This window comes from Candidatus Leptofilum sp., assembly GCF_965223285.1.
Lineage (GTDB): Bacteria > Chloroflexota > Anaerolineae > Promineifilales > Promineifilaceae > Leptofilum.
Window position 1 is genome coordinate 4147438 of record NZ_OZ244997.1, and the last position, 24578, is coordinate 4172015.

The 24578-nt window shown below is 51.5% G+C and carries 20 protein-coding genes and 1 tRNA gene; 13 read left to right on the forward strand and 8 right to left on the reverse strand.

What is annotated here, in order from left to right; translation table 11 throughout:
- Positions 1–96: 96 nt before the first annotated feature.
- A complete protein-coding gene (locus ACOQPU_RS18670) occupies positions 97–2898 on the reverse strand; it encodes a glycosyltransferase family 39 protein (RefSeq protein ID WP_420641344.1) in 2802 nt (933 codons plus the stop codon).
- 313 nt (positions 2899–3211) lie between these two features.
- Here ACOQPU_RS18670 and murJ point away from each other — a divergent pair, with 313 nt between their 5' ends.
- Positions 3212–4837: a murein biosynthesis integral membrane protein MurJ gene (gene murJ, locus ACOQPU_RS18675; protein ID WP_420641345.1), complete on the forward strand. Its 1626-nt coding sequence runs from the start codon at positions 3212–3214 to the stop codon at positions 4835–4837.
- Positions 4838–4938: 101 nt separating this feature from the next.
- On the opposite strand, the gene ACOQPU_RS18680 is transcribed toward murJ, so the two are convergent.
- Positions 4939–5658 (reverse strand): hypothetical protein, encoded by a 720-nt coding sequence (locus tag ACOQPU_RS18680; protein WP_420641346.1) that lies wholly within the window; start codon positions 5656–5658, stop codon positions 4939–4941.
- A 464-nt stretch (positions 5659–6122) separates the two neighbouring features.
- Between ACOQPU_RS18680 and ccmA the strand changes: the two genes are divergently transcribed.
- From ccmA to ACOQPU_RS18715, 7 genes are all read left to right on the forward strand, one after another.
- The gene (gene ccmA, locus ACOQPU_RS18685) at positions 6123–6848 is read left to right on the forward strand and encodes a heme ABC exporter ATP-binding protein CcmA (protein WP_420641347.1); all 726 of its coding nucleotides are present in this window, start codon (positions 6123–6125) and stop codon (positions 6846–6848) included.
- On the forward strand, positions 6841–7560 hold the full coding sequence (locus ACOQPU_RS18690; RefSeq protein ID WP_420641348.1) for a heme exporter protein CcmB: 720 nt from the start codon (positions 6841–6843) through the stop codon (positions 7558–7560). Before ccmA ends, ACOQPU_RS18690 begins: the two co-directional genes overlap by 8 nt.
- Positions 7561–7673: 113 nt before the next feature.
- Positions 7674–8426 (forward strand): cytochrome c biogenesis protein, encoded by a 753-nt coding sequence (locus ACOQPU_RS18695; protein WP_420641349.1) that lies wholly within the window; start codon positions 7674–7676, stop codon positions 8424–8426.
- Positions 8426–8629 carry a hypothetical protein gene (locus tag ACOQPU_RS18700; RefSeq protein ID WP_420641350.1) on the forward strand — a complete coding sequence of 68 codons (204 nt, stop codon included), beginning with the start codon at positions 8426–8428 and terminating at the stop codon, positions 8627–8629. Before ACOQPU_RS18695 ends, ACOQPU_RS18700 begins: the two co-directional genes overlap by 1 nt.
- A 136-nt stretch (positions 8630–8765) precedes the next feature.
- Positions 8766–9884 (forward strand): cytochrome c biogenesis CcdA family protein, encoded by a 1119-nt coding sequence (locus tag ACOQPU_RS18705; RefSeq protein ID WP_420641351.1) that lies wholly within the window; start codon positions 8766–8768, stop codon positions 9882–9884.
- Between the two features lie 85 nt (positions 9885–9969).
- A complete protein-coding gene (locus ACOQPU_RS18710; RefSeq protein WP_420641352.1) occupies positions 9970–10653 on the forward strand; it encodes a redoxin domain-containing protein in 684 nt (227 codons plus the stop codon).
- A gap of 95 nt (positions 10654–10748) precedes the next feature.
- The gene (locus tag ACOQPU_RS18715) at positions 10749–11552 is read left to right on the forward strand and encodes a DUF2085 domain-containing protein (RefSeq protein ID WP_420641353.1); all 804 of its coding nucleotides are present in this window, start codon (positions 10749–10751) and stop codon (positions 11550–11552) included.
- Between the two features lie 84 nt (positions 11553–11636).
- On the opposite strand, the gene fabF is transcribed toward ACOQPU_RS18715, so the two are convergent.
- The 3 genes from fabF to ACOQPU_RS18730 all read right to left on the reverse strand — a co-directional run bounded on the left by fabF (position 11637) and on the right by ACOQPU_RS18730 (position 18642).
- Positions 11637–12884 carry a beta-ketoacyl-ACP synthase II gene (fabF, locus tag ACOQPU_RS18720; protein WP_420641354.1) on the reverse strand — a complete coding sequence of 416 codons (1248 nt, stop codon included), beginning with the start codon at positions 12882–12884 and terminating at the stop codon, positions 11637–11639.
- 201 nt (positions 12885–13085) lie between these two features.
- Positions 13086–15251, reverse strand: a complete 2166-nt coding sequence (locus ACOQPU_RS18725; protein WP_420641355.1) for a hypothetical protein — start codon at positions 15249–15251, stop codon at positions 13086–13088.
- 568 nt (positions 15252–15819) lie between these two features.
- On the reverse strand, positions 15820–18642 hold the full coding sequence (locus tag ACOQPU_RS18730) for a helicase C-terminal domain-containing protein (protein ID WP_420641356.1): 2823 nt from the start codon (positions 18640–18642) through the stop codon (positions 15820–15822).
- Between the two features lie 127 nt (positions 18643–18769).
- Between ACOQPU_RS18730 and ACOQPU_RS18735 the strand changes: the two genes are divergently transcribed.
- Together ACOQPU_RS18735 and ACOQPU_RS18740 are read left to right on the forward strand one after the other, a co-directional pair.
- Positions 18770–20029, forward strand: a complete 1260-nt coding sequence (locus ACOQPU_RS18735) for a DUF3048 domain-containing protein (RefSeq protein WP_420641357.1) — start codon at positions 18770–18772, stop codon at positions 20027–20029.
- A 54-nt stretch (positions 20030–20083) separates the two neighbouring features.
- Complete coding sequence (locus ACOQPU_RS18740; RefSeq protein ID WP_420641358.1) at positions 20084–20647, forward strand: transposase; 564 nt, start codon at positions 20084–20086, stop codon at positions 20645–20647.
- 39 nt (positions 20648–20686) lie between these two features.
- Here the strand turns inward: ACOQPU_RS18740 and ACOQPU_RS18745 are convergent, their stop codons facing one another.
- From ACOQPU_RS18745 to ACOQPU_RS18755, 3 genes are all read right to left on the reverse strand, one after another.
- Positions 20687–21568, reverse strand: coding sequence for a hypothetical protein (locus ACOQPU_RS18745; protein ID WP_420641359.1), 882 nt, complete (start codon positions 21566–21568; stop codon positions 20687–20689).
- Entirely contained in the window at positions 21565–21948 is a 384-nt protein-coding gene (locus tag ACOQPU_RS18750; RefSeq protein WP_420641360.1) for a hypothetical protein, read from the reverse strand. The genes ACOQPU_RS18745 and ACOQPU_RS18750 overlap by 4 nt, the downstream gene beginning before the upstream one ends.
- A 131-nt stretch (positions 21949–22079) precedes the next feature.
- Positions 22080–22161 (reverse strand) — tRNA-Leu (locus tag ACOQPU_RS18755).
- Between the two features lie 75 nt (positions 22162–22236).
- Between ACOQPU_RS18755 and ACOQPU_RS18760 the strand changes: the two genes are divergently transcribed.
- The 3 genes from ACOQPU_RS18760 (at position 22237) to ACOQPU_RS18770 (ending at position 24545) form a co-directional block, all read left to right on the forward strand.
- Entirely contained in the window at positions 22237–22830 is a 594-nt protein-coding gene (locus ACOQPU_RS18760; protein ID WP_420641361.1) for an RNA polymerase sigma factor, read from the forward strand.
- A gap of 95 nt (positions 22831–22925) precedes the next feature.
- Positions 22926–23915, forward strand: a complete 990-nt coding sequence (locus ACOQPU_RS18765) for an anti-sigma factor family protein (protein WP_420641362.1) — start codon at positions 22926–22928, stop codon at positions 23913–23915.
- 108 nt (positions 23916–24023) lie between these two features.
- Entirely contained in the window at positions 24024–24545 is a 522-nt protein-coding gene (locus ACOQPU_RS18770; protein ID WP_420641363.1) for an NUDIX domain-containing protein, read from the forward strand.
- The last annotated feature ends 33 nt before the right edge of the window (positions 24546–24578 follow it).

Sequence of the window (24578 nt, forward strand, 5' to 3'; positions counted from 1 at the left end):
CCCCAAATCAATAGCCGTATAGCGTGGCTCAACTTTCCACGATGATTCGAGAGCTGCCAACCTCTGGATAAGGGCATACAGCTTGAGGTACTGACACTATTGCTGTGGTAGCTTAATTGCTTCCAAATAAACCAGATCGCTTGCTGGCCGATTTGGTTGCTGCACCTGCAAACGCTGTCCCGTCTCAGCAATGTAAAGGCCGATTTCCAGCCGGTAGTCGCCAGGTGGTGTGCCGGGCGGAATTTGAATCTGGTAGCTATCGGTGACTACTTCATTTGTTAGCCAGCGGCTAGTAGGGTATTGGTTTTGCTGGGGCATCACATCTTGCTGCCAAACGCAGGGGGCACAGGTGCCATCCTGCTGTAGCAGATGGACAAAAACGGTATAGTCGTGGCTTGGTTCTGTTTGTGCCTGCCAAATGAGGTCTAGCTGGTATTGGCCAGGCTCGTCCTGTGGGGTGAGGTTGTAGCCAAGCAGGTTGATTTCATTGCCAAAAGTGGCGGGATACGGCCGTTCCATATCAGGCACCGCAAAATTCCGCTCCGTCATCGTTACCCGCAAAGGTCCCAAATCTGCAATGGCCAGGGTAGCATCCGCCCCATCTCGGAACCGGGCAATGAGCCGGTAGTCACCCGTAGGAATGTTGTCCGGCACCCGCAATGCTTGCCAGTCGATCAAAAATTGGGGCGTTTCCCAGCTATAAAAGGGATAGCTGCCGTGAACTGGCTGCGTGTTGTTGATGAGAATCCGTCCCACATTGTTGCCCCCCATCAGCTCGAGCCGAATCGTCGTGTCCGGTACGAAATCGGTGGCGTGCCACCATAGTGCCAAATTAATGGATTCGCCTGTAGCTGCCTGCATCGCTTCCCGCTCTACGCCCAGCAGTTTTAGCTGGGCGCGCACGGTGCGGTTGAGCACAATGGGTGGTTGTGGCAAATCACGTGGCGGCTCGGCGGCCAGCACGGTCACATTTTGGATGAGGTAGGTGTCTCCGGCGTAACGGCCGTTATCAGCCAATCTTGGCAACCGATCCCCGCTGTTACCAGAGAACAGCCCCACGCGCAGTTGGTAATTACTGCCCAGCGGTGCACCCAGCGGCACCTCAACTTCCACGCGCTGCACAATCGTTTCTCCCTGCGTCCACTGTGCCGACGGATAAGCAAAGGTCTCTTCCTGGCTCCAGCGATGCCCCCAGGCATCCTCAAAATGAATGAACGGCGTAAAATCGGCCGTTTGTGGAAAATTCACTTGCCAATAGAGGAACAGGAGCAGCTTTTGGCCTGCGGTTACTTCACCCACATCGTACCCCAGCAAGGTAATCGCATTGCCAAAATTGGCCTCAACGGGATTCGTTGGCGCAATGGTTGGCGTACCGCGCATTGCATAAGCCAAAAATGGCAGGCTGCCATCAGGCGCAAAGGGGGTGTCTAGCAGGCTGGCGTTGGTAAAGTAGTCAATCGCCCATTCTGGCAAGGGGCTATTCTCTGGAAAAATGTAGATTGCTTCGTCGTTGGCTGGAAAAACAACCGCCTGGCTTTCTGGCAGCCATTTTACTTGCTCATACTTCTCACTCAGGTAAGCCAGCGTGGGGTGCTGATAGTGCAGTGAGGAAACGTAAATCGTTTTGCCATCGGTGTCCATACCATCCAGGAAATTGGCAGCGGCCGTTAAGTCGCCATCCGTTTCGTAGAAAACGGCCGCTTCCTGCCCCCATACCCGAAAATACAGACGTTCTGTCAACAGCCCCCCCACCATCAGAGCCAGTACGCCAACGATTAATACCGATTGGGTAAGCTGTATGCGCTTAAACTGGTTGCCCAAATCGCTGATGAACAGCATTAATCCCACACCGGGCAGGTAAAAAACGAACGGAATGAGGCCAATGGCGCGCAGGTTGCTGGGAACAATTTCGTTAACAGCCAAAGCTGTAGGCAGTAGCATGATGAAGGGGGCCAGCAACAGCAGCAATATTCCAGTTCGCTGCCAATCGGTTTGCAATGCTTGCCAACGCCAAATGAGTACCATCCAGCCCACCAGCAACAAACCACCCCAGAACCAGCCAAATAACGGCCGTCCTGGCAAATTAAAGCGAATATACTCATCCCCCAGCAAGAAGAACATTTGTAATGAGCGCACCACACTCTCGCCCAGGCTAAGCGCAGATTCACCCGGTGCAACCTGGCTAATGCGTACCCAAAATGCATCTGGATTTGCAATGAAAAAGCCCAATAACGGAGCTAAAACGATGAGAGCCACCCCGCCAACCAGCAGCAATTGCAGCCAACGCTGCCGCCAATTTTTGCCAAACAGCAGCGGCAGGCAGCCCAAAAGCAACAAAACTGGAAACAGACGCGCTGCCAGATATGTGTAAGCCGTTAGCCCCAGAAAAACGCCGCCAAGCAGCAGCCATTTGCGTCGCCCTAGCCGTACGCCGCGCAGCAGAGCCGCTGTGGTTAGCGTTTGTAGCAGCGGTTGGGTAACGGCCCGGAAGCCGAGGTGGCTAAACAGTAGATGCCAAAAGCTAATGGCTAGCAGAGCAGAAGCCACCAAGGCCACCCGCCGATCTCGGAACAGTTCCAGGCCCAGCCAGTAAACGGCCGCAACCGTGAGAATCCCCACCAATCCCGCCGTCAGCCGCAGCGTGAAAACGGAGTCACCTACTAGCCTTATAAGGCCCCCGGCCAGGTAGAAAAAAAGAACCTCTTTGCCCGTATAGCTGGTGATGAAAATCGGCCGTTCCCCTTTTAGCCCGATTTCTGCTGCCAGAATGCCGTTGGCGGCTTCATCAAAATGCACGCCAGCCGGAACTTGGGGCAAATCACTCAAGCGAAGCGTAGCAGCCGTGAGCAAGCAGAAGAGCATGAAGAGCAGGGCATGTCTTTGTTGGATGCGTTGCATAGCAGAATTTTATCGCCGACAGGTCGGTTCGTCGATTGAGGCAAATGTGTCGAATGTCGTGGTGTAATCGCGCAAGTTGATTGTGAATTATTACACTTGCGTAGGTTTTGCGTAGGTTCTGCGTAGGCGCGACGTACAGCCCTACGTAGGTGATTAGTATAGAATCACCAATGAAGGGTAAAAATCTCTTCTTCTTCTCCTCCTTTTAACGAGGGTCAGGTTTCGGCGTTCCTGACTCTCAAAACAATAACCGGGCTGGCAATATTGCCAGCCCGATTTTATTTCTGCAGGTCCACACGTATAATTCCCATCTATGTCTATTGATGAAAATAACGAAGAGATTAGGCCCGAAACGGCCATTTCCAACAGTCGTGCTTTGGTGATGCGGGCGGCTGGGTTGGTGAGTGTGGCGGTATTGCTTAGCCGCATAGTAGGGCTGGTGCGGGAGATCGTGATCAAAGCCAACTTGGGCGTTAAAACGTTCCCATCTGAAGCATATGAGATTGCTGCACGTTTCCCAGAAACGATCTTCTTAATTATCGCTGGTGGAGCGATTGGCTCCGCCTTTATTCCCACATTTGCTGCCTATTTCGAGCAGGACGACAGTGCCAGTGGTTGGCGGCTTTTTTCTAATGTGATTAATTTGTTGACGGTGGTGGTAACGGCCGTTTCGCTTCTTAGCATCCTGTTTGCGCCGCAATTGGTCATTTGGTTGGCTGATGAAAAGGTGGCGGCCAATCCTGAACTGCTGCCGTTAACAGTGCGACTGATGCGCATCATGCTGATCTCCCCCATTATTTTTGGGGCGAGTGGGGTAATTATGGGGGCCTTAAATGCCCGCCAGCATTTTTTACTGCCCGCGTTGGCTCCCACAATTTACAATGTGGGCATTATTACGGGGGGGCTGCTGTGGCCAAGTAGCCAGCCTGAGGATGTTGCCCTTGGCTTTGCTGTCGGTACGGTGGTTGGCGCGGCCGGGCATTTCTTAGTGCAACTGCCTGGGTTGAAGCAGAAGGAGGCTCGGTATACGGCCGTCCTCTCTTTACGTGATCCCGGCGTCCGGCAGGTTCTTAAGTTGATGTCGCCCCGTGTATTGGGACTTTCTTTTAGCGAAGTAAATAAGTTTTTAATTATTGTGCTTACTAATCCTATGGCCATTGGCAGCTTGCCAGCCCTAAATACGGCTTTCAAGCTAATCATTTTACCGCAAGGGATGATTGGGCAGGCTTTGGGCATTGCGGCATTTCCAACCCTCTCTTCGCTGGCCGCACGTGGCGAGAAGGGTGAAATGCGCCAAATTTTTGCCGACTCGCTGCGGATTGTTTTGTTTTTAGGGTTCCCCTTCTCGGTTGTTTTTGCAATTTTGGGAGAACCTGTTGTGGCATTGGCGTTTGAACGGGGCATTTTCAGCAGTGAAGATACGCAGTTTGTTAGCTGGGCACTGTTGTTTTACGCAGTAGGCCTGTTACCATTGCTCATACTGGAAGTAGTTGCCCGCACGTTTTACGCCCTAAGCGATACGCTAACGCCTATTCTAGCAGGTGGTATACAAATTGTGATTATGTGGTTACTAAGCCTGTGGTTTAGCCAGACGATTTTTCCGCAGATGGGCTGGCTGCCGTTGGGTGGGTTGGCCCTGGGCTTCAGCTTATCAAATGTGATCGAAGTGCTATTGCTGCTTTGGCTGCTGCGCCGCAAACTGGGCGGCATTCAGGGATACTCGCTGCTCAATGGGCTGTGGCGCATGGGCGTGGCCACGCTGCTGATGGCTGGGGGGATGTGGTTGGTACAGGGCTGGTTGGATGATACGGCCGTTCTGCTACGGCTCATTTTGGTTAGCAGCGTAGGCGGATTAATTTACGTGCTAGTGTGTGCGGGGTTGCGATTAGAGGAGCTGAGCCGTTTGTGGCAATACGGCCGTTGCCGTCTGAACAGATAGCAAGAAACCAAAAGCCCGACCAAAATTTGGTCGGGCTAACACTTCTTCCTCTTCTCTTCCCATCAAAACAACAATGCAGCCAAACGGCCGCACGCTGTTGATTAGTTACCAGTTGATAAGGCTGAACCAGTCATACGCAAGTTAGAGCGCGTAAGCTGTTCACCGTTAACCCATACTTCAAGTGTATATTCCCCAGCGCGAAACCCTTCTTCTGGATTGTAGAAGATGTAGCCGGGGCCGTCTGTGCCATGTTCCCAATATTCATTGCCGCCCGCTACCACTTCGCCATCGTGCCGCCATACCCAAGACCAAACCATGCCGTCAGCCATACCATCGTAAGAGAAGGTTGCATAAACAGTGTATGACCCAACGGCAAAAATATTGGTCGCATCTACCGCTTCATAATCATCGTTGATTTTGGTAGAGAAACTAATATCACCGAGAGCTGTGGCCTCGTCTAATTCAACTTTTGGGTCAAAGCGGTCAAACTGCTCGGGTAGTTCCAACCTTGCTTGTACTAATGAATCGGGGTCGGTTAAGAATAGTTGGTCATTGCTGGTGGAAATAATTTGAGAGGTAACGGCCGTTTCAGGGGTAAACTCAACGGCGGTGCGATCTTGTATGGCCAAGGCGGCAACTTCTTCAGAAACGGGTTTGGCATTTGTGAGAACAGCAACCAGTGGGGTGTTATCAACCGGGGGGCGCAGCGCATAAAACGCAAATAAAGTCGCTGCGGCCAACAAACCCAAACTTGCAAAGGAATAGGTTTGAAGTCGTTTTTCTGCTTGCAGGCGCATAAAGAAGTAAGGCGAACGCTTCATCTCTCGCCATGATTTAAACACAACGGCGAGTGCAAGCAGCAATAGTAAAATGAGAGTCCCCAATATCCAGGGAGTAATTGTTCCGGATAAATTCAATAGCAAATTAAGTCCCTCTTCCCGAAGGTTGGCCATTATTATAGAGAAAAATCTACAGGCTGCGCAACCTTTTTATTAACATAAAGTGTTAATTGTGGGAATTGTCACTATTCTGCCGCTTTGTTGACCCTGACCTGGGTACTATTCCCATAGGGATTTTGGGCTTGTTTTACCCTTATAGTGCCAAAAATAGGTAATCCCGTTAATAAATCGTGAATATTTGCATAGTATCTGGTTTTTTTGCGAGCGAATCGGGATTTTGGCTGATTTTGGTGGAAAGCAAACGTTGCTTTAAGTGTGATGTGTCACAAAACCAGGCGTGACAATCGGCACTTGCCGAAAGCGAAAGAGAACCTAAAATTGAACCGATGATCCAAATTAGTGGGCTTGTAAAACAGTATGGCTTGAACCCCGTGTTGCGTGGGGTAAATTTGCATGTGCAGGCAGGTGCCTTTGTCACTTTAGTTGGGCCTAATGGCGCAGGCAAATCAACCTTGATGCGTATTGTGGCTACGCTGCTTAAACCGACCAGCGGCGAGGTAAAAATTGGGGGATGGCTTATGCCGCAGTTTAGCGACCGAGTTCGGCAGCACATTGGTTTGGTGTCGCATCAGACGCTGCTTTATGGTGATTTGACAGCTGCAGAAAATCTTTTGTTTTTTGCCAAGCTATATCGTTTAGATGATAGTGAAGCACGCGTGGCAGAGGCGTTGAGGCGAGTTGGATTAGCGGCGCGGCAGCGAGATGCGGTGCGTACCTTTTCCCGGGGAATGATGCAGCGGCTAACATTAGCCCGGGCAACTATCCATGAGCCAGATGTGCTGCTGTTGGATGAACCGTACACGGGTTTGGATCAGGATGCGTCTGCCTTGCTAGATGATTTGCTGCGTCAAGAGTCGGCTAACGGCCGTACCATCCTGATGATTACGCACGATTTGGTGCATGGCTTAAATTTGTGTGATCGGGTGGCCATCTTGAGCCGTGGCAAAATTGTGCAGGAAGTGGCCAATGGCGAAGTAACGGGGAGTGAATTCTTGGATATTTATGCGGCGCAAACAGGACGCAAAGCAGGCATGAGCAAACAGAATGGATAACGCACCAACCGCAGCAACAGCTAATCCTTCCAACGGTAATCAATTTGTAACGGCCGTTTGGGCCATCGTCTGGAAGGATTTGCAAATTGAAAGGCACACGCGCCAAACCGTTAGTGTAATGGTGATGTTTTCCTTGGTAACGGTAGTAATGTTTAACTTTGCTTTAGAAACGGAACTGGATGCGGCTCGGAATGTATCTACAGGATTATTATGGGCCACGATTTTGTTGGCTGGCACATTAGGATTGAACCGCTCGCTGGCGATTGAGCGCGAAAACCAGAACATTGATGCCGTTTTGATTGCCCCGATTGATCGCCGGGCTGTTTATTTGGCCAAGGTGATAAGCGTAACGATTTTCACGCTGCTGCTGGAAGTGGTGTTGGTGTTTGTCTTCATCATATTTTTTAACAAGCCGTTTTGGCAGCCCATTGTTTTGCTGGTTTTATTTTTAGGGACCATTGGTTACGTGGCCGCTGGCGTGTTGATCACGTCGATGACCATGCAGACGCGGGCGCGTGAGGTGCTGCTCCCAATTTTGCTAATGCCATTGGTGTTGCCGTTGATACTGCCAGCAGCAACGGCCGTTGGCGAAATGATGACGGTAGAGCCAGATATGTCTATTATCCGCAGCATGGTCTCTTTGGTTGCTGCCTACGACCTTGTCATTCTAGCGACCGGCCTGTTTACTTATCATCTTGTTGTAGAATCTTAAAGAGTCCCCTTGCCTTGTTTACTAAAGAATTGTGATAATCCTGCGACCAACAGGCAAAGGTTTGTTATTCTAAAGGAAAGAAAGAGAACCCCGATGAAAGAAGGAGTAAGAACATGAGTTTACCCCGTTTGAACCGATGGATTCCGATACTGAACTGGCTAGCGATCATTACGCTGATGGTAAGTTTGGGCTTGACCTTTTTTTATGCCCCCACTGAACGAACGATGGGGAACGTACAGCGCATTTTTTACTTTCATGTTGGCACAGCTTGGGTTGGTGCTGTCGCCTTTTTTGTAGCGCTTGTTGCTGGCGCACTTTACTTACGCCAAAAGCGACAAATCTGGGACACCATTGCGCTATCTTCAGTAGAGGTTGGGCTGGTGTTTTTGACAATTACGACGGCCGCAGGCTCAGTATGGGGTAAACCGGCATGGAACACGTGGTGGCTTTGGAGTCCGCGCCTGACATTGATAACGGTGGCGTGGTTAACCTATGCAGCTTACTTCATGCTGCGAGGCGCAATTGAAGAGCAAGATAGACGGGCACGGTTTGGCGCTATTTACGTCATTGTTGCTTTTGTTACCATCATCATGACCTACATTAGTATTCGCATTTTCCGTGATATTCATCCGGTTGTGTTTGGCGGCACGACCGAGGCGGCTCAGGGGGCGTCTGAAGGGCTGCAAGATATTGCCCCGGGGCTGGAGTCGATGCGCATGGGGATAACGCTGACGTCAACCTCCATCTCATTCTTGATTATGTACCTTGCCTGGATGTTTAATCGCATTCGACTGCAACATTTGATGGATAATGTTGATTCATTAAAAATGCGCGTGGCGGCGCGTTTGCAGGGAGGGAATGTGTAATGAACTCATTTTTCCTAAATATTGCGTTGCAGTCTTCGGTGAATCCGAACACGTTCAACAATTATATGCTGCTTGGCTATATGGTGATGGGTGTGATTGGGCTGATTTATATTGTGAGCCTCGTTTTGCGTCAGCGGAATTTGCAGCAAGATATTCAGCTTATGGAACGATTATTACAGGATGATGAGGAGGCGGCTGGGTAGCTGAGTTTGTGTAGGCGGCGTTACTTATTTTGCTGTTTAGAGAGATATTGTTGAGCTTATATTGCTAACACGTAAGATTTGGCAGCAGCTTTGCATCTAAACGACCAAATACATCTCTCATTTTGGAGAATCCATTATGCTCAAATCGTTAACTATTCCCGAACCGATTCGTTCGCTTTCAACGGGTCAAAAATTGTTGATTGGTGTTGGAACGGCCGTCCTCCTGTTTCTTATCTTCGGGACGTTTTTCCAAGATAACAGTACGCCCGAATTTGCTGTTGGGCTGCAAACCCAGCCTTTTGCGGTGCTGGCGTTGTTAGCCTTTGGCGGCGGCTTACTCAGCTTTGCTTCTCCTTGTACTTTGCCTGTACTTACAGCTTACTTTGCTTTTGCCTTCCAAAGCGGCCGTAAACAGATTGCGGCTAACACCATTGCTTTTATGCTCGGGTTGGCAACCACATTTACTTTGTTTGGTGCTGTGGGTTTTGCCGTGGGCAAGACATTGCTGCGCAACCAGCAGTTGCTCATTTTGGTGGGCGGCTCAGTAGTGATGGTTTTTGGCGTGCTGAGTTTATTGGGCAAGGGGTTTGGTGGCATGGATGCCAGTGGCACCGGTGGTGCGCAGCCCAAAAGCACGACTGTGCAAGGCTCTTACCTCTTTGGCTTGAGTTTTGCCGTGGGTTGGACAAGCTGCATTGGTCCCATTTTGGGCACGGTGTTGACGCTGGCTGCACAAACCACCTCTGTGTGGAACGGTATGATGCTGCTGTTCATATACACGCTGGGCTTGGGTTTACCGCTACTAGTGGTGTCTACCTTTTTCGGCCGTATGAGCCGCCAAAGCCTGTTTTGGCGCTTCTTGCGCGGTAAGGGCTGGGAGCTAGACACACACACCTTTGTGGTAGCCTTGGTTTGGGCATTGGCAATTTGGCGGGTACTTGTTGCCGTGCTGGATTATGCATTCTTCAACTTCGATTTCTTTGGCGGCCAGACCGTGACGTTTGGCCATGAGATTGGGTTGCTGGCGGTCACTCTCATTGGCGCAGCCCTGTGGGTTTTTACCAGTTCCGAAGAGCGGCGCGTGACGGTGCATTTGCACTCCACACAGCTTATCAGTGGTGCCCTCTTTATTTTGCTGGCGATTTTAATGCTTAACGGGACCCTGACCAGCATCAACGCGCTGGTGGGACAGTATGAATTTTCTGAATGGTTTGTCCTTTTGGAAGAAAGATTTATTGAATTTTTCCAGCCCTAGTTTCTGATAGTTTCTTCTTAACCTCCCTGGAATAGATACGTTTTTGATTCTTTGGGAGGTTTTTTATTTTTAACGGAGTTTTGTTATGTCAAATGACATGGATGTTGATAGCAAGAGAAAAGATTCTGGAGGAAACGGCCGTAATCCTCTATTCATCATCGGTGGATTTGTAGTGCTAGGATTGGCACTCACGCTAATCATTTTTGGCGGCAACCTGTTTGGCGGCACAAACGAGCCTGCGGCTGCTGATGAAGTGGGGTCCATTTTGGAGCAGGTGCCTGCTTTTGAAGCCGCCGAAGTGATCACAAACAATCTCCCCACAGGGGGCGGCCCCCTAGAAGTTGGGTCACTAGCTTACGATTTTGTGCTGAATGATGTTGAGGGAAATGAAGTGCGGCTGAGCAACTTTGCCGGGCAACCGGTGATCATCAATTTTTGGGCAACGTGGTGTGCCCCCTGCCGTATTGAAATGCCAGAGCTGGAAGCTGCATTTCACGCCTATCAGGATGATAACCTGGTTATTTTAGCGTTGGATCAGCAAGAATCTGCCGCCGATGTGTCTGACTTTTTTCAGGAGCTGGGGTTGAGCTTTACGGCCGTACTCGACGATGAAGGCACTGTTTCCGAACTATACGGCGTGGCCAATATTTTGCCCACAACCTTTTTCATCAACGGGGCTGGCGAGGTGACCGCCATCCATCGAGGGCCAATGGTTCAGTCGCAAATTGATGGCTATTTGGCAGATACTATTCCAACTGCTGCCAACTAGCCAGCACAATTCCGGTATCTTCGCTATACTTGCAGAAGTTCAACCTTTCCCAAAAGTTGAACTTCTGAGGAACTGTGTTTTAGAAGGAACCTGATATGACAACGCCCCCTAAGAAAAAAGTAACCGGTCGCACGCGCGATTTTGTCATCGGTGCAGACAAGCTGATTTACAGATTCAGCAAACATTGGCTGGGCGTGCTCAATACGATCATTGCGATTTACGTGGCGTTGCCCATTTTGGCTCCGGTCTTGATGAACGCCGGGGCAACTGGTCCCGCACGGGTGATTTACACTATTTATAGCCCGATGTGTCACCAGATGGCTTCGCGCAGCTTTTTTCTATTTGGAGAGCAGGTGGCTTATCCGCGTGAATTGGCCGGGACGTCGCTAAACTCATTAGAAAGCTACGCCAGCACATTGCCAGAGTTTGCTGGCATTACCGATGAAAATTGGGCCGATTTTTTCATTGCCGCCCGCGAGTTTGTGGGCAATGAGCAGTTGGGGTACAAGATGGCCCTGTGTGAGCGCGACATTGCCATTTATGGGTTTGTATTGATTGGGGGGCTATTGTATGGGTTTGTGCGACGGTTTCGGAAGATACGGCCGTTACCCCTCATCCTCTTTCTCATTGTGGGCATGGGGCCAATCGGGCTAGACGGCTTTAGCCAGCTCTTTGGCTACTATGCCACGCCGCTAAATGGTGGCGATCCGGCAGGCATCCAGGCGTTGCTTGGCAGCATCTTCCCGTTGCGAGAAAGCACCCCCTTCCTGCGAACTTTCACGGGGGCCTTGTTTGGCTTTATGCTGGTTTGGCTGGCCTACCCCTACCTGGACCACAACATGGGCCGCACCGAAGCCGATTTAGAGCGCAAGCTCACGCGTATAGGCGAACTCCCTTAAGCCTTTTACTAGAAATAGAACGAAAACAAAGATTTCGCAGATTCAAGATAATCTTTTTAATCTGTGGAATCTTTGATGTTTCAGCTACTGATAACGTCCTAGAACGAGCGTTGCATTATGCCCGCCGAGACCAAAGCCATTAGACATGGTAACGTCCACTTGAGCGGGGCGGGCGGTGTTGGGTACGTAATCCAGATCGCATTCCGGGTCTGGCGTGCCGTAGTTAATGGTGGGCGGCAGCAAATTATCCCCAATAGCTTTTAGACAGATAATGGCTTCTAATGAACCAGACGCGCCCAACAGATGGCCGTGCATGGATTTGGTAGAGCTGACGGGGGTGTCATAGGCAGCTTCACCAAGCACTTGCTTGATAGCGGCCGTTTCCGATTTGTCGTTGAGCGGCGTGCTGGTACCGTGAGCACTAATGTAATCCACCGATGCAGGTTCAACAGCCGCGTCTGCCAGGGCAGCACGCATCGCAGCAATTGCGCCAGAGCCATCTTCGGCAGGCATAGAGATGTGGTAGGCGTCGGCACTGGCACCATATCCCAGAAATTCGCCATAGATGGTGGCTCCACGCGCCAGTGCGTGTTCCAATTCTTCCAGCACCACAATGGCAGCCCCTTCACTAACCACAAAACCATCCCGCGTCTGATCAAACGGCCGTGATGCTTCTTGCGGTGTTTCATTGCGAGTAGAGAGTGCCTTCATCACGCTGAAGCCAGCAAAGGCAAGGGGCATCAGGCACGCTTCCGAGCCACCGGCAACCATCACATCGGCTGCCCCGTGCTGGATGACGCGGGCCGCTTGCCCAATGGCGTCATTGCCCGTGGCGCACGCCGTGGCCACAGACATGTTGGGGCCACCCAAACCGTACTGGATCGACACAGTAGCAGCAGGCGTGTCAGCCAGCATCATCGGCACAAAAAATGGGCTGACGCGGTACGGGCCGCGCTCGTTCAGCACGTTGACATTATCTACAATCGGGTCCAGGCTACCCATGCCACTGCCCACAACCACGCCGATCCGATTTTTATTTTTGGCTGTCACGGTTAGCCCAGAATCATCAATAGCTTGCTGGGCAGCAAACAGAGCAAACTGCGTCATGCGTGACATACGACGTACTTCTTTGCGGTCAAAATGGTCGCGCGGATCAAAATTTTTGACTTCGCCAGCAAAGGTGGTTTTGTATTCACTTGCATCAAATGCGGTGATGGTATCAATGCCAGATTCGCCTTGGCAAATTTTTTGCCAGGTGGCTTGTACATCATTTCCTAGCGGGTTGAGCGTGCCTAGCCCGGTGACAACGACTCGTCGTTTTTGTTGGTTCATGCTGCCTCCACAATCAAAATCATTCATCCAGCTATATATAACCCAGGCCAAAAAGGAAAGATACGGCCGTTTCCGTCGCCACTGCCCAAACAAAAGAGGCTGACATCCCTGCCAGCCCCTTCATTATCCATCGTAATCAGTTTTCGGTATTCAGTAATCAGATCGTTTACTGATCACTGATTTACTGAACACTGCTTACTGTTATTGTGAATCAACAGACATGATGAAGTCACCTTCGCCGCCGGTGAAATCACGGACGCGAATGATAACCAAATCTTCACTTTCAAACGTGTAAACTAAATCTTCCGGTTCACCTGAAAAACCATCATCCACAGAAGCGAGTACGTTTTCATCCAAGTCTAGCACTTCGATTATGAGGTCTACTGAATCATCATCGGACTGAACGTTGATAACCAACGAGTCTCCAATGGAACCGCTCATCACGTAATCAATCAAACCGTCTGGATTGGTTCGCGCGTCAACGAAATCGCCGTAGGCTAACTCGAAGACAATTTCCGGGTTGCCAAACAAGGTAACTTCGTAATTGCCAATGTTTCCGCCAAAATCTTCATCCTGTGAATTGAGTACACGGAAAGAGTACCAGGTGGCTTCAGAGGCAATCATGGCAAACTCTTCTGCACCCACAGCAACGTCAAAGCCGCGCTCGGAATCATCGCCCTCAAGTGAGCTGTCAATGCCGACTTCTGCACCTAGCAGTTCGTCACCTTTACGTACCTGTACGGCAATGTCCAGACCATCTTCCGGTTCAGCATAGATGCCCACCATATCACCTGCTCGCAGTGGTCGGAAGGGGAAGGAGTGGCCTGCACCTTCATCGTCTGCTTCCAGCGTATCTGGGTTGGCAAAGACAACGTTGGTGAACGGAACCCCTAATTGCATGTCGAAGCTGCCAGTTGCGCCGTCAAAGCCATATACCTGGATGGTGTAAACACCGTCTGCGGGTAGAGCAAAAAGCACGTTCTCAATGGTGAAAGAAGCATCACGTTCACGAGAAAGCAACGAGTTGCCTGAGGCATCAATTACGTCCACCACAACGTCGAAACCACCCAAGGGGGTGATGACGGCACCAGCAATGTCGTCGGCGGAACCTGCAAAAGAGTAGGCAGCAACGGGATTAGCGGCATCAATGACGCCAGACACGAAATCGCCATAGGCAATAGGCGTGCCTTCACCACCTGTAACAGGTGGCGTGGTGCTAGCTTCGCCAGACTCAACGAGCATCAGGGAGTAATTGCCAGTTGCATCTGCAAAACCTCGTACGGAGATGTAGTATAGGCCAGCTGCTGGAATAACCAGATTGCGTACCTCTTCGGTGCCAAAAGAAGCATCAATTTCGCCATTGGGCAAAATAGAAGCCCCGCTTTCGTTCAGTACGTCAACGACCACATCAAAATCGCCTTCAGGTTCAACAATGATGTCTACGGATTCACCTTCAAGCCCGACGAAATCCCAAACAGATGGGCCTGTAGCATCCACGGAGGAGTTGATGGTATCACCATACAGCAAGAAGCCCTGGCTAACTGGCAGTTCACCAGTGCCATCGCCTGTACCAATTGGTGGCGTGCCTTCTGGGGTAGAGATCACGATAGAGTTTTCAATTGCATCCAAAATTGGCTGATACTCTGACTCAGAAGATAGTTCAGTGCCCGAGAAGATAAACGCTGCCCGTGCCTCGCCCAAAATAACAGAAAGACGAACGTTAGCTTCTTCGTTGTCGGTGGTGGAGGTGGCTCTGGCTAGTGCCACGGCCGCTTCCTGCCCGTTAATTGTTGTAGCCACTGGCTCCTGGGTGATAGCCAATTCAAATGCTTCATCCCCACCAGCCAGGGCAATTTGTTCTGTGAAGATGCTTAGTACATCCGCCGGATTGCTCATGTCCAACCCATCCGTTGCCAGAAATTCCAGGTCTGCCCGGTTAAAGAGGACAATATTCATGATGGCACCGGTAATGTTGTCATCGGCACTGTCTAAAACTTCCTGGCTAGAGGCCAAGTCGACTGAACTGCCTAGTTCATCAAATTCGATAGCCCAATCATCTGGGTAAGAGAAGTCTAGACCCAAGGTCGCGTTAGAAAATTGAGCAAAACCAGCGGTTGGGTCTGGCTCATCTGTTGGTTCGGGGGTAGGTTCTTCGGTTGGTTCAGGGGTTGGGTCTGGTTCATCCGTTGGTTCTTCTTCGGGTTCTTCAGTTGGGTCCTCTTCTGGCGGCGGATCGCCATCATCGTCATCGTCGTTGGCGGGGCGTGGTGTCGGCGTTGGATCCTCACCACCGCAGGCTGTTAGCACCGTGCCGAACAAAAAGGCTGCCAACAGCAAGAATATCAAGTGCTTGTTCAAATTTTTCATAAAAATCTCTCCTAAAAGATAAAATGGATTTTTTCTGCTGACCCGAAGGTAAGTAGGGTGTGAAATGGCCAGTGTGGCTTGAGAAAGTTCAGGCTCAGTTGGAACAACAATTGTAAAAGCGGGAGAAGTAACTTTGCTTATTTCTTTTGAGAAGCCGCCCGCTTTTATCTGAATAACAATAGTAAAAGAGGTCGCTGTCTTAGCTATAGGTAATTGGTTTAGATCAACTCAATACCACATTATGTATGACTTTCTTTCCGTTAATCTGAACGGCCGTTTCCAGCAATTTCACTCATGGCGCACAGAATACAGGTAAACTACCCACCACACTGTAAAGCAGTATATAAATGCAACGATCCGAAAACGATCCAATGGTATGTGTAAAAGCGGGAATGTAAGTTGAAATAAGCAAAGCCGTTTCTCCCGCTTTTACTTGAGCAAACCACAGAGCAATGGCCCATCGTTTTTCAAGATATTTTCTGTGGTTTGCATGGAAGCAATAAAAAATGCGATCTCTTCAAGAAATCGCATTCTGGAGATGCTGGGTTTGTTCATGAACCAGTACAGTTTAGCGATCCCGATTGAGCCAGCGCAAGGTGAGCTCCCCGATGCGGTCTAGCCGCTGGCGCAGCACGGTGCATTCTGGCAGCGCATCCACAAACATTTGGCCGTACCGCTTGGTAATCACCCGTTTGTCTAAAATGATGACAACTCCTTCATCGGTGGTGCGCCGGTTCAAACGGCCGAATCCTTGCCGGAATCGCAGCACCGCCTCTGGCACCGAATATTCAAAAAACGCATTGTCGAACGTTTCCGAGCGGGCTGCAAAGACGGGGTCTGAGGGCACATCAAAGGGCAGCTTAGCGATGAGGACTGCTTGCAAAGCCTCACCCGGTACGTCCACCCCTTCCCAAAAGGAGCGCGTCCCCAGCAGCACGGCCTGTGCATCTGGCTTTTTGAATTGGTCCAGAAGTTGCTGGCGTGAGCCGCCAGAAGATTGTGCCAGCGTAGTGATGCCTGCGTCTGCCAATGAGCCTTCAATCGCTTTGGCAGTTTGGTTGAGCTGGCTGTAGGCGGTGAAAAGCACCATTGTGCGCCCACCTAGCGAGGTAGCCACATCCACAATGGCATCTTCCAGCATTCGCTGGTAGCCAGGCTGGTTGGGTTCTGAAATATCTGTAACCAGGTAAAGCAACGTCTGGTTTTCGTAATCGAACGGCGAGCCAACGGCCAGCTCGTCCACGTCGTAGGCGTGCAGCCGTTCGCGGATGTAGGCAAAGTTGGCCTCTTCGCGGGCGTCTGGCCCGGCAGTACGCATGGTGGCAGAGGTGAGCACCACTGTTTCCAACGCCTCAAAGATGTTGCTTTGCACCAACGGCCCCACGTGCAGCGGCGCTGCGTGCAGCGAAACACGCTCTTTGAACACCTCTACCCAGTAGATCATCTGGTTGTCAGGCGACAATATGATGCCATCCAGGTTGAGACGGGTTTCTTCAAGGGAACGGCCGTTACTCATCAAGGCCAGCTGCAAATCCTCACCATCCTCCACATCAAACTGCTCGGCAATGTCATTCAGTCCACCCGCCAGCTTGGTAAAGCCGTCCACAATGCCGTGCAGGTGACGGCTCAGGTTGTCCCAGCTAATCTCTACCTCGTCAAAGCCTGGCTGCACCCGCACCGCTGGGGTGATACGAATTTGCTGGGCAAACTGACTGCGCCGGTTCATCGCTTCGGACAAAAAGTAGGTGAGCGTGGTGAAAAACTCATCCAGCCGAATGACAGCCGACTGCCCTTCCCGCCGAATCCGGTTGATAAGCTCCGCAAATTTAGTCGCAAAATCAGGCGGCAGCGCGGCTTCTAGCCGACTTTGCAAATCGGACAGCAGCCCGCCGCGCTGCTTGTTCACATCGTCCAAAATGGCTTCTAAAAACCGCTTGTCTGCCCGAAAACTCAAACCATCAGTAACGGCCGATTCCAGATGATGCGCCTCGTCTACAATCAAATCGTAAAATTGGGGCAGCACCATATTTTCGTTGGCCAAATCTGAGAGCAGCAGCGAATGGTTCACAATGACTAGATTGGCCAGCTCGGCCCGGCGTTTGGCCACGTGTAGCGGGCAGTTTTCTGCCGCGCAATGGTCTGATGAGCAGGAGGCGTTTTCCCCGTTCAGGCGGGACCACGCCAGCCGCTCGCCCGGCGTCCGCAAGTTCAGTTCTGCCACGTCGCCTGTCTCGGTGGTCGGTAACCAGAGCAAAATGCGGGCGTAGAGGGCCATCTCATCACTGTTGCTGGGGCCGCTGTGGCGCATCTGCTGGAAAAGGCGGGTACACACATAGTTGCGCTTCCCTTTGCGAACGGCCGCACGCAGTTCAAATGGCAGCACTTTTTGCAGTTCGGGAATATCTTTGCCGATGAGCTGATCCTGCAAATTGATGGTGTTGGTGGAGATGACGACGCGACGGCCGTTTTCTACCGACCAAAACGCTGCTGGAATCAGATAAGCAATACTTTTGCCCGTCCCCGTGCCAGCTTCTACCATCACGTGTGCCCCGTCATTAAAGGCACCAACAACCGCATCCAACATTTCCACCTGCTGCGGCCGGTACTCAAACGCATCAAAAAGCTGGCTAAAGTTGCCCCCCGGCTGGATCATGCTGGCGACTAAATCTGGGTCTAGCATGTTGGGATTTTCGGCCGGAACGGCTGCACGCCCTTCCAGCTTTCCGGGAACAAACAGGCGGGGCAGCCGCCCCCGATGGCGCAACTCTTTTCCTTCAAAAGCGGTGCGCACCCGCTCAGCCAAAATATCTTCAAAAAAGATGGTTTCGGGCCAGCCCAGCCGCTGCCCCGCTTCTACCAATTCATCAATTTGGCTAAGCTGTAACCCCATAGCCCGTTCTCGCAATGCCAAAAATAGCTCCACCGTCTGCTCGGCGTCATCCAGGGCGCGATGGGTTTGGCTGCCATGCGGGTTAGGCAGCCCTAAATAGTTCACAAGCGATTCCAAATTAAAACGCCCCGCATCTGGGAACAAAATGGAAGCGAGCGTAACGGTATCTAGCCGATGGTTGCCTACACCGAGCCGCTCTGCCTCCAGAAAGCCCAAATCGAAGCCCACGTTATGCCCCACCAGTACATGATCCCTTAGCTTGGGGCGCAGGTGGGAGCGCAGGGTAAACATGGTGGGAGCCTCATCCACCATCGCCTGGGTGATGCCCGTAAGCTGGGTAATAAACGGCGGCACTTCCCGATGTGGGTTTACGAGTGAGGAATATTCATCCAAAATATCGTTGCCGCGAAAGGTGATAGCAGCAACTTCGATGATACTGTCGGTTTTGGGGTCTAGTCCGGTTGTTTCGACGTCAATGGCTACGTAGGTGGTTGCACTCATAAAAAAAATCCAGTTTGGCTTGAAAGGGGAAAATTATAGCACAGATTTTCTAAAGTCGATTGGGGAGACCCGCAACTTTTAATACAAAAATCTGGCTTTGATTCTCGACAGCGAATAAAATAACCGGATGGTTAAAACAATCCAACATACATTTCAGCTTATTACTTTGGTCATTCTGGTGGCCGCTTTGGTCGCCTGTGGTAGCGAAGGGTCGTCGGCTTTGGTTGACAATGTTAATTCGACATCGTCTGCGGACGTTGTAGCGGTGGAAACGGCCGTATCGCCTACCTCACCAGCCACAGCCACGCTTCCGCCACCTGTGGTTCCCACTATTACTTTGCCCCCTCCTGCGGTAATTAATGAAGACCCCACACCGACAAACACACCAGAGCCAACCGCCACGCCAGAACCGGTTGCCATCTATTCTGCCGAGGATTTTGGCACGGATCGCAATCCACTCACTGGCGAGCTGATGGCCGATCCGTCTGTGCTGCAAAGACGGCCAATTGCCATCAAAATCTCTAACAACCCGGCCAGCTACACCCGGCCGCAGCACGGCATTGGCCAGGCAGACATCGTGTTCGAGCATGTCACCGAAACCAACATTACTCGCTTTTCCGCCATCTTTTACGGCCAAACCCCGATTGATGTTGGTCCCATCCGCAGTGCGCGTCTCATCGATAAAGAGCTGCCCGCCATGTACGACGCGGCTATATTCATGTCTGGTTCCCATCCGCTTATATTGGACGCCATTGCCCAAACCGATATCAGCGACCGTATCTACCGTGAGACGGCCACTGGCTTTTATCGCAAAGAAGATGATCCCAGCATTCCCTTCGAGCATACTCTATTTGCCGATCCGGAGGGACTGTGGGAGGCTGTGGAATGGGGCAACGACAACCGTGCGCCGCGTTTTACCACGAATATGGCTTTTGATACCACGCCGCCGCCCGATGGCGAGCCAGCCAGTTACGTGGAAATTAACTACTCAACCTGGTCCAAAGTGGTGTGGGAATATGATGAGGCGGACGGCCGTTACTATCGCACAGTCGATGACGAAATCTTCATTGATGACAACAACGGTGAGCAAGTCAGTGCCGCTAACGTCATCATCCTTTACGCGCCACATACGTTTGACCGCGAAATTTGCGTTTATCCGCGTGATGACGGCGGCTGCGATCTGCACACCACCGAAATTCAGATTTGGGGGCGTGGCTACGCCATGCTCATTCGTGACGGCCAAAAGTACGACGTGACCTGGCTACGCCAAAACCGCAGCGATATGTTCACCTTCGTAGACAATGAGGGCAACCCCGTGCCGCTGCAGGTGGGCAACACCTGGTTCCAGGTCGTCCCCTTCTACTACGACGATCCCATCATTGAATAGCCAAGAAGTTCAACTTCTGCCAGAAGTTGAACTTCACTTTTCGGGGCAATAACTATGAGCAAAACAACATATATCCCAGGACATTACTATCACATATACAATCGCGGCGTCAATCGTCAGGCAATTTTCTTTGCCAAGCATAATTGGGGCTTTTTCATACAAAGATTGCGCGAATACTTCATGGATGAAACGGCCGTCATCATTGCTTACTGCCTAATGCCCAACCATTTTCATTTGTTAGTACGTGTCTTGTGTGAAGATTTTGGCAGGTCTGTAATGCAACCTTTTGGGACTTCCTACACAAAAGCGATCAACAGAGAACAATATCGTGTTGGTTCATTATTTCAAGGTCGTTACAAGGGTAAGCGTGTGGATAAGGAAGGCTATTTACTTCATTTGTCTCGATACATTCACCGAAATCCTGTAGAAGCCAAACTTGTCAAACACCCAACAGATTGGCATTTTTCTAGCTATCGTGATTACGTAGGATTACGAGAAGGGACACTACCTAAACCAAATATTATCTTGTCACAATTTTCCTCGATTGCAGAATATGCTGAATACGTAGAGGCGGGTGATGACAATCAGGATATTAAGCATCTGCTATTTGACGAATGACGAGAAGTTCAACTTTTTCAAAAAGTTGAACTTCTTTTCTTAGTCGCGGAGGTTTTGGAAGGTGAGCTGCCAGCCGCCGCTGAAGCCGCTGGCGCATTCCTCAATGCGCAGCCCGCTGACTTCGGGACTGCCATCTGGCAAACGTACTGTATAGGAAATGTCTGGCGACATCTCAAAATCGGCGTAGCCACGGCCGTTTTCGGGCTTGAATCCAGTAAAAAAGCGATCACGGCCGTTTTGCCACGTTACTTCCACCTCTATCCCCGGTGACTCATTCAAAAGCGCATCCAGCACGATAACTTCAATGCGGCTGATCGCTTCGTCATCGCTGCACAGGCGAGTTTGCTCCGTGACGCGGTAGTTGGGTTGCGGCGTGGCGGTGGCAGGGCGTGTGGCGGTGTCGGTGGGAACGGCCGTATTTGTAGTCGTTGCCGCAGGCGGGGGTGTATTGGTGGGAGTGGTTTGAACGGCAGGGGTGGGTGTGGGCTGGACGGTGCCAGCGGGCAGCGTGGGTGCAAAGAGGGCAATCGCCTGCCCTTGCGCCCCCAGTTGGCGGGCCACCACAGCCAGTTGTTCCAGGAGGGGGGCGGGGCGATTTTGGCGAACGGCCGTTTCCAGCAAATCATTCACCGTTTCTGCAATATTTGGGTCTTCCAAGGCAATTAATCGCTGCTGCGCCAGCGGCCAATTCTGGTTGACAGCGTAGCTTTGGCTCACGAGAATAATGTACTCTTCCTGATACCGTTCATTAAACCGAGCCGGGCTCGCATCGGTAAACACAACCGGATCAACCACCCAAGCGTAGTACAAGCCACCAATCAGCCCCATGACAAGGCTCAACAACAGCCAGCCCGTGCTGCTGAGACGTCGCCAAATGGGTGGCGGTCTGCGCCCCGGTCGTCTGCGGGGGGGCGGTGTCATGGGGTCGCCTCCGGCTCTGTGGGTAGATATGGATCCATTGCTGGCGTGTATTGGCCGATGTCATTGGCCAGCCGCGTCAGACGACGAATCGCTGCCTCATCCTCCTGCCGCAAAATCATTTCGATAAGCACCTGCAGCAAATAGGCTTCGCCATCTTCCCCCAAATCGGCAATGCGCTGTTGCGCTAGCACCAGATTGTTGTCTAGCGCGTACCCATCAGCAATGAGCTGGACATAGTCACGTCGATAACGATCCTCCAGGACGGTGGGATTGGCATCGGTGAACTCCGTCGGCCAGAAAACCCAGCCAATTGCCAGACCCAGACCAATACCAATAGCGAGTCCAAGCAGGATATAAATGGGGGTAGGAAGACGATTCATACAGATCTAAATAGTTAACATAAAAAGAGGGCTGCCCATGCTGGTGCAGCCCTCTGAATTTGCCCTGCCCCAGTGCGGGGCTTATAATCCAGCGACCTTGCTGGAACTTCATCCTTTTGCGGGATGACCAGTGCCGAAGGTGGGAATCGAACCCACACTCCCGAAGGAACACGAGTTTGAGTCGTGCGCGTCTGCCAGTTCCGCCACTTCGGCCAGATTTTAGGACGTGCGGGAGTATAAATCAGGCTGTTTTTTCTGTCAATAAACACGCTTTTTAGCGGCAATTTCATGGATGAAGAGAAGCTAATCGCGCAGGCAAAAAAGGGGAATGTCCAGGCCTACAATGGGCTGGTTTTGCATTACCAGCAGATTGTGTACAACGTTGCCTATCGCATCATGGGCGATCCGCAGTCGGCGGAGGATGCGGCGCAAGAGGCATTCATCCGTGCCTATAAATCGCTGAACAAATTTCAGGGGGGGAACTTCAAGGCGTGGCTGCTGCGAATTACTACCAATGGCTGCTACGATGAGCTACGCCGCCGCAAGCGTCGTCCCCAATCTTCTTTAGAAGGCATCACGGAAGATAATCAGGAGTCGTTTGCTTTTTTGCGTGATCCAGCGATTGGGCCAGAGCAGCGGCAGCAGCAGTTGGAATTGGTCCAAGCCATCGAGGAATGTTTGCAAAATTTGCCGGATGATCAGCGGGTAACGGCCGTTCTCTGCGATGTAGAAGGGTACGATTACAATGCCATCGCTGAAATGACGGAAGTGTCGCTTGGCACCGTCAAATCGCGCGTGAGTCGGGCCAGGTCTAAGCTGCGTGACTGTTTGCAAGGGTTCAGGGAACTTTTACCGGCGAACTATCGTTTACAGGGTGAATGACGGTTATGAAAGTATGCGAGTTGCAGTCTGCAAGTGTGCAGGTGAGCCAATCACTTGCAACTTGCTTACTTGCAGACTTGCAACTCTGAAAAGAAATGTTTGATTATTTGCGGAACCTAACGAAATCGGCCGAGGAGAAGCGGCAGGAAACCATCGCAGCATATGTGGATGGAGTCTTGAACGGCCGTTCCCGGCAGCAGTTTGAGCAGGAGATGGCTCAAGACGATGGGCTGCGCCAGGAAGTGGAACAGCTACTGCTCATCAAGCAAAGCCTGCGCCAGCTGCCCCAGCGAGAGGTGCCGCGTAATTTCATTTTGGATCCGGCTGAATTTAGCCGCCCGCCAGCCCGCCAGCCGTGGGTGCAGGCGTACCCTGCCTTACGCACAGCGACGGCGATGGCGGCCTTCTTCTTTATTTTTGCATTGGCCTCAGGCCTTTTCACTGGGTTTGGCATCAGTGCCGAGCCTGCGCTGGCACCGGCGGCAGATGTGGCGCAAGTTGAAGAGAGTGCTGTTGATGAAGCTGTAGAATCTTTGGCGTTTGAGGCCGAAGAAACGGAAATGGTTGAAGAAGATGCTGATGAAGAGCTGTCTACCGAAGCAGAGATGATGGACGAAGAAGCGATGGCGGAGGTTGCTGCGGAAGAATCTGCTGACGCCGCCGCCGAGGAAGCAGCCCCGCCAGAAGAACCTGCCGCCGACGCGTTGCAGGGAGATACTGCCGAGGATGGTGAATTTCTTGCCCCCGAAGCAACGGCTGAAGCTGCCGCCACGACAACCCCACTGTCAACGCCAACTGTTTCAACCTCGCCGCGCGTCACGCCGCCAACGCCATTGCCAGATCGTGATCCAGAAGTGGCAATCGAAGGCAGTGATATGGCCAACGACACTGTTGCCGATGCACCAGATTCAGTTATAGAGAATGAGGTAGAAGCTGTTGAGGATACGGCCGTTCCTCCTGAAGAGGATTTGTTAGACCGGACTGTTGACCTGCCAGCGAACCCGCTGCTGTGGTGGCAAGTTGGCCTGGGCGGTCTGCTGCTCTTGCTGCTTGGTCTCACTATCTACGCTCGCCGCCAACGGTAAATTTCAGAAATACAATATCAGAATCAGAACTACATTTTTCACGCGAAGCCGCAAAGATGATAGCTAACTCTTTTCTTTGCGGCTTCGCGTGAGATTTATTAACCCAGAATGACCAATCCTTCTGCCCCAGAAAAGGTAAAATATTGCAGCCACTGCGCCACGCAGATGGAAACGCGCACAATTGCCGACAAGCCGCGCCGGGTTTGCCCTGGCTGCGGCTTTATTCATTTCACCGATCCTAAGGTGGGCGTGGGTGTGTTTGTGGTAAATGAGGGCAAAATTTTGCTGGTGCGCCGCACCATGCACCCGGAAATTGGCAAATGGAGCATTCCGGCAGGTTTTTTGGATGCGGGCGAGAATCCAGAGGAAACGGCCGTTCGTGAAGCTCTGGAAGAGACAAACCTGCATGTTGCTATTGAGGATTTAATTGGCGTGTACCAAAATCCGCCAGGCCAGGGGGGGGCCTCTATTTTCATTATGTACAAAGCAAGGCTGCTTGGCGGAGAGATTCAAGCTGGAGATGATGCAGACGCTGCCGCCTTTTTTGCGCCAGACAATCTGCCTGAAATCGCTTTTGCCTCCACTCGCGCCGCCATCGAACAACTCAAGACCCAGATTATGCAAAAATAATCTCAATTAGAGGAGTGGGCATCCTCAGATGCC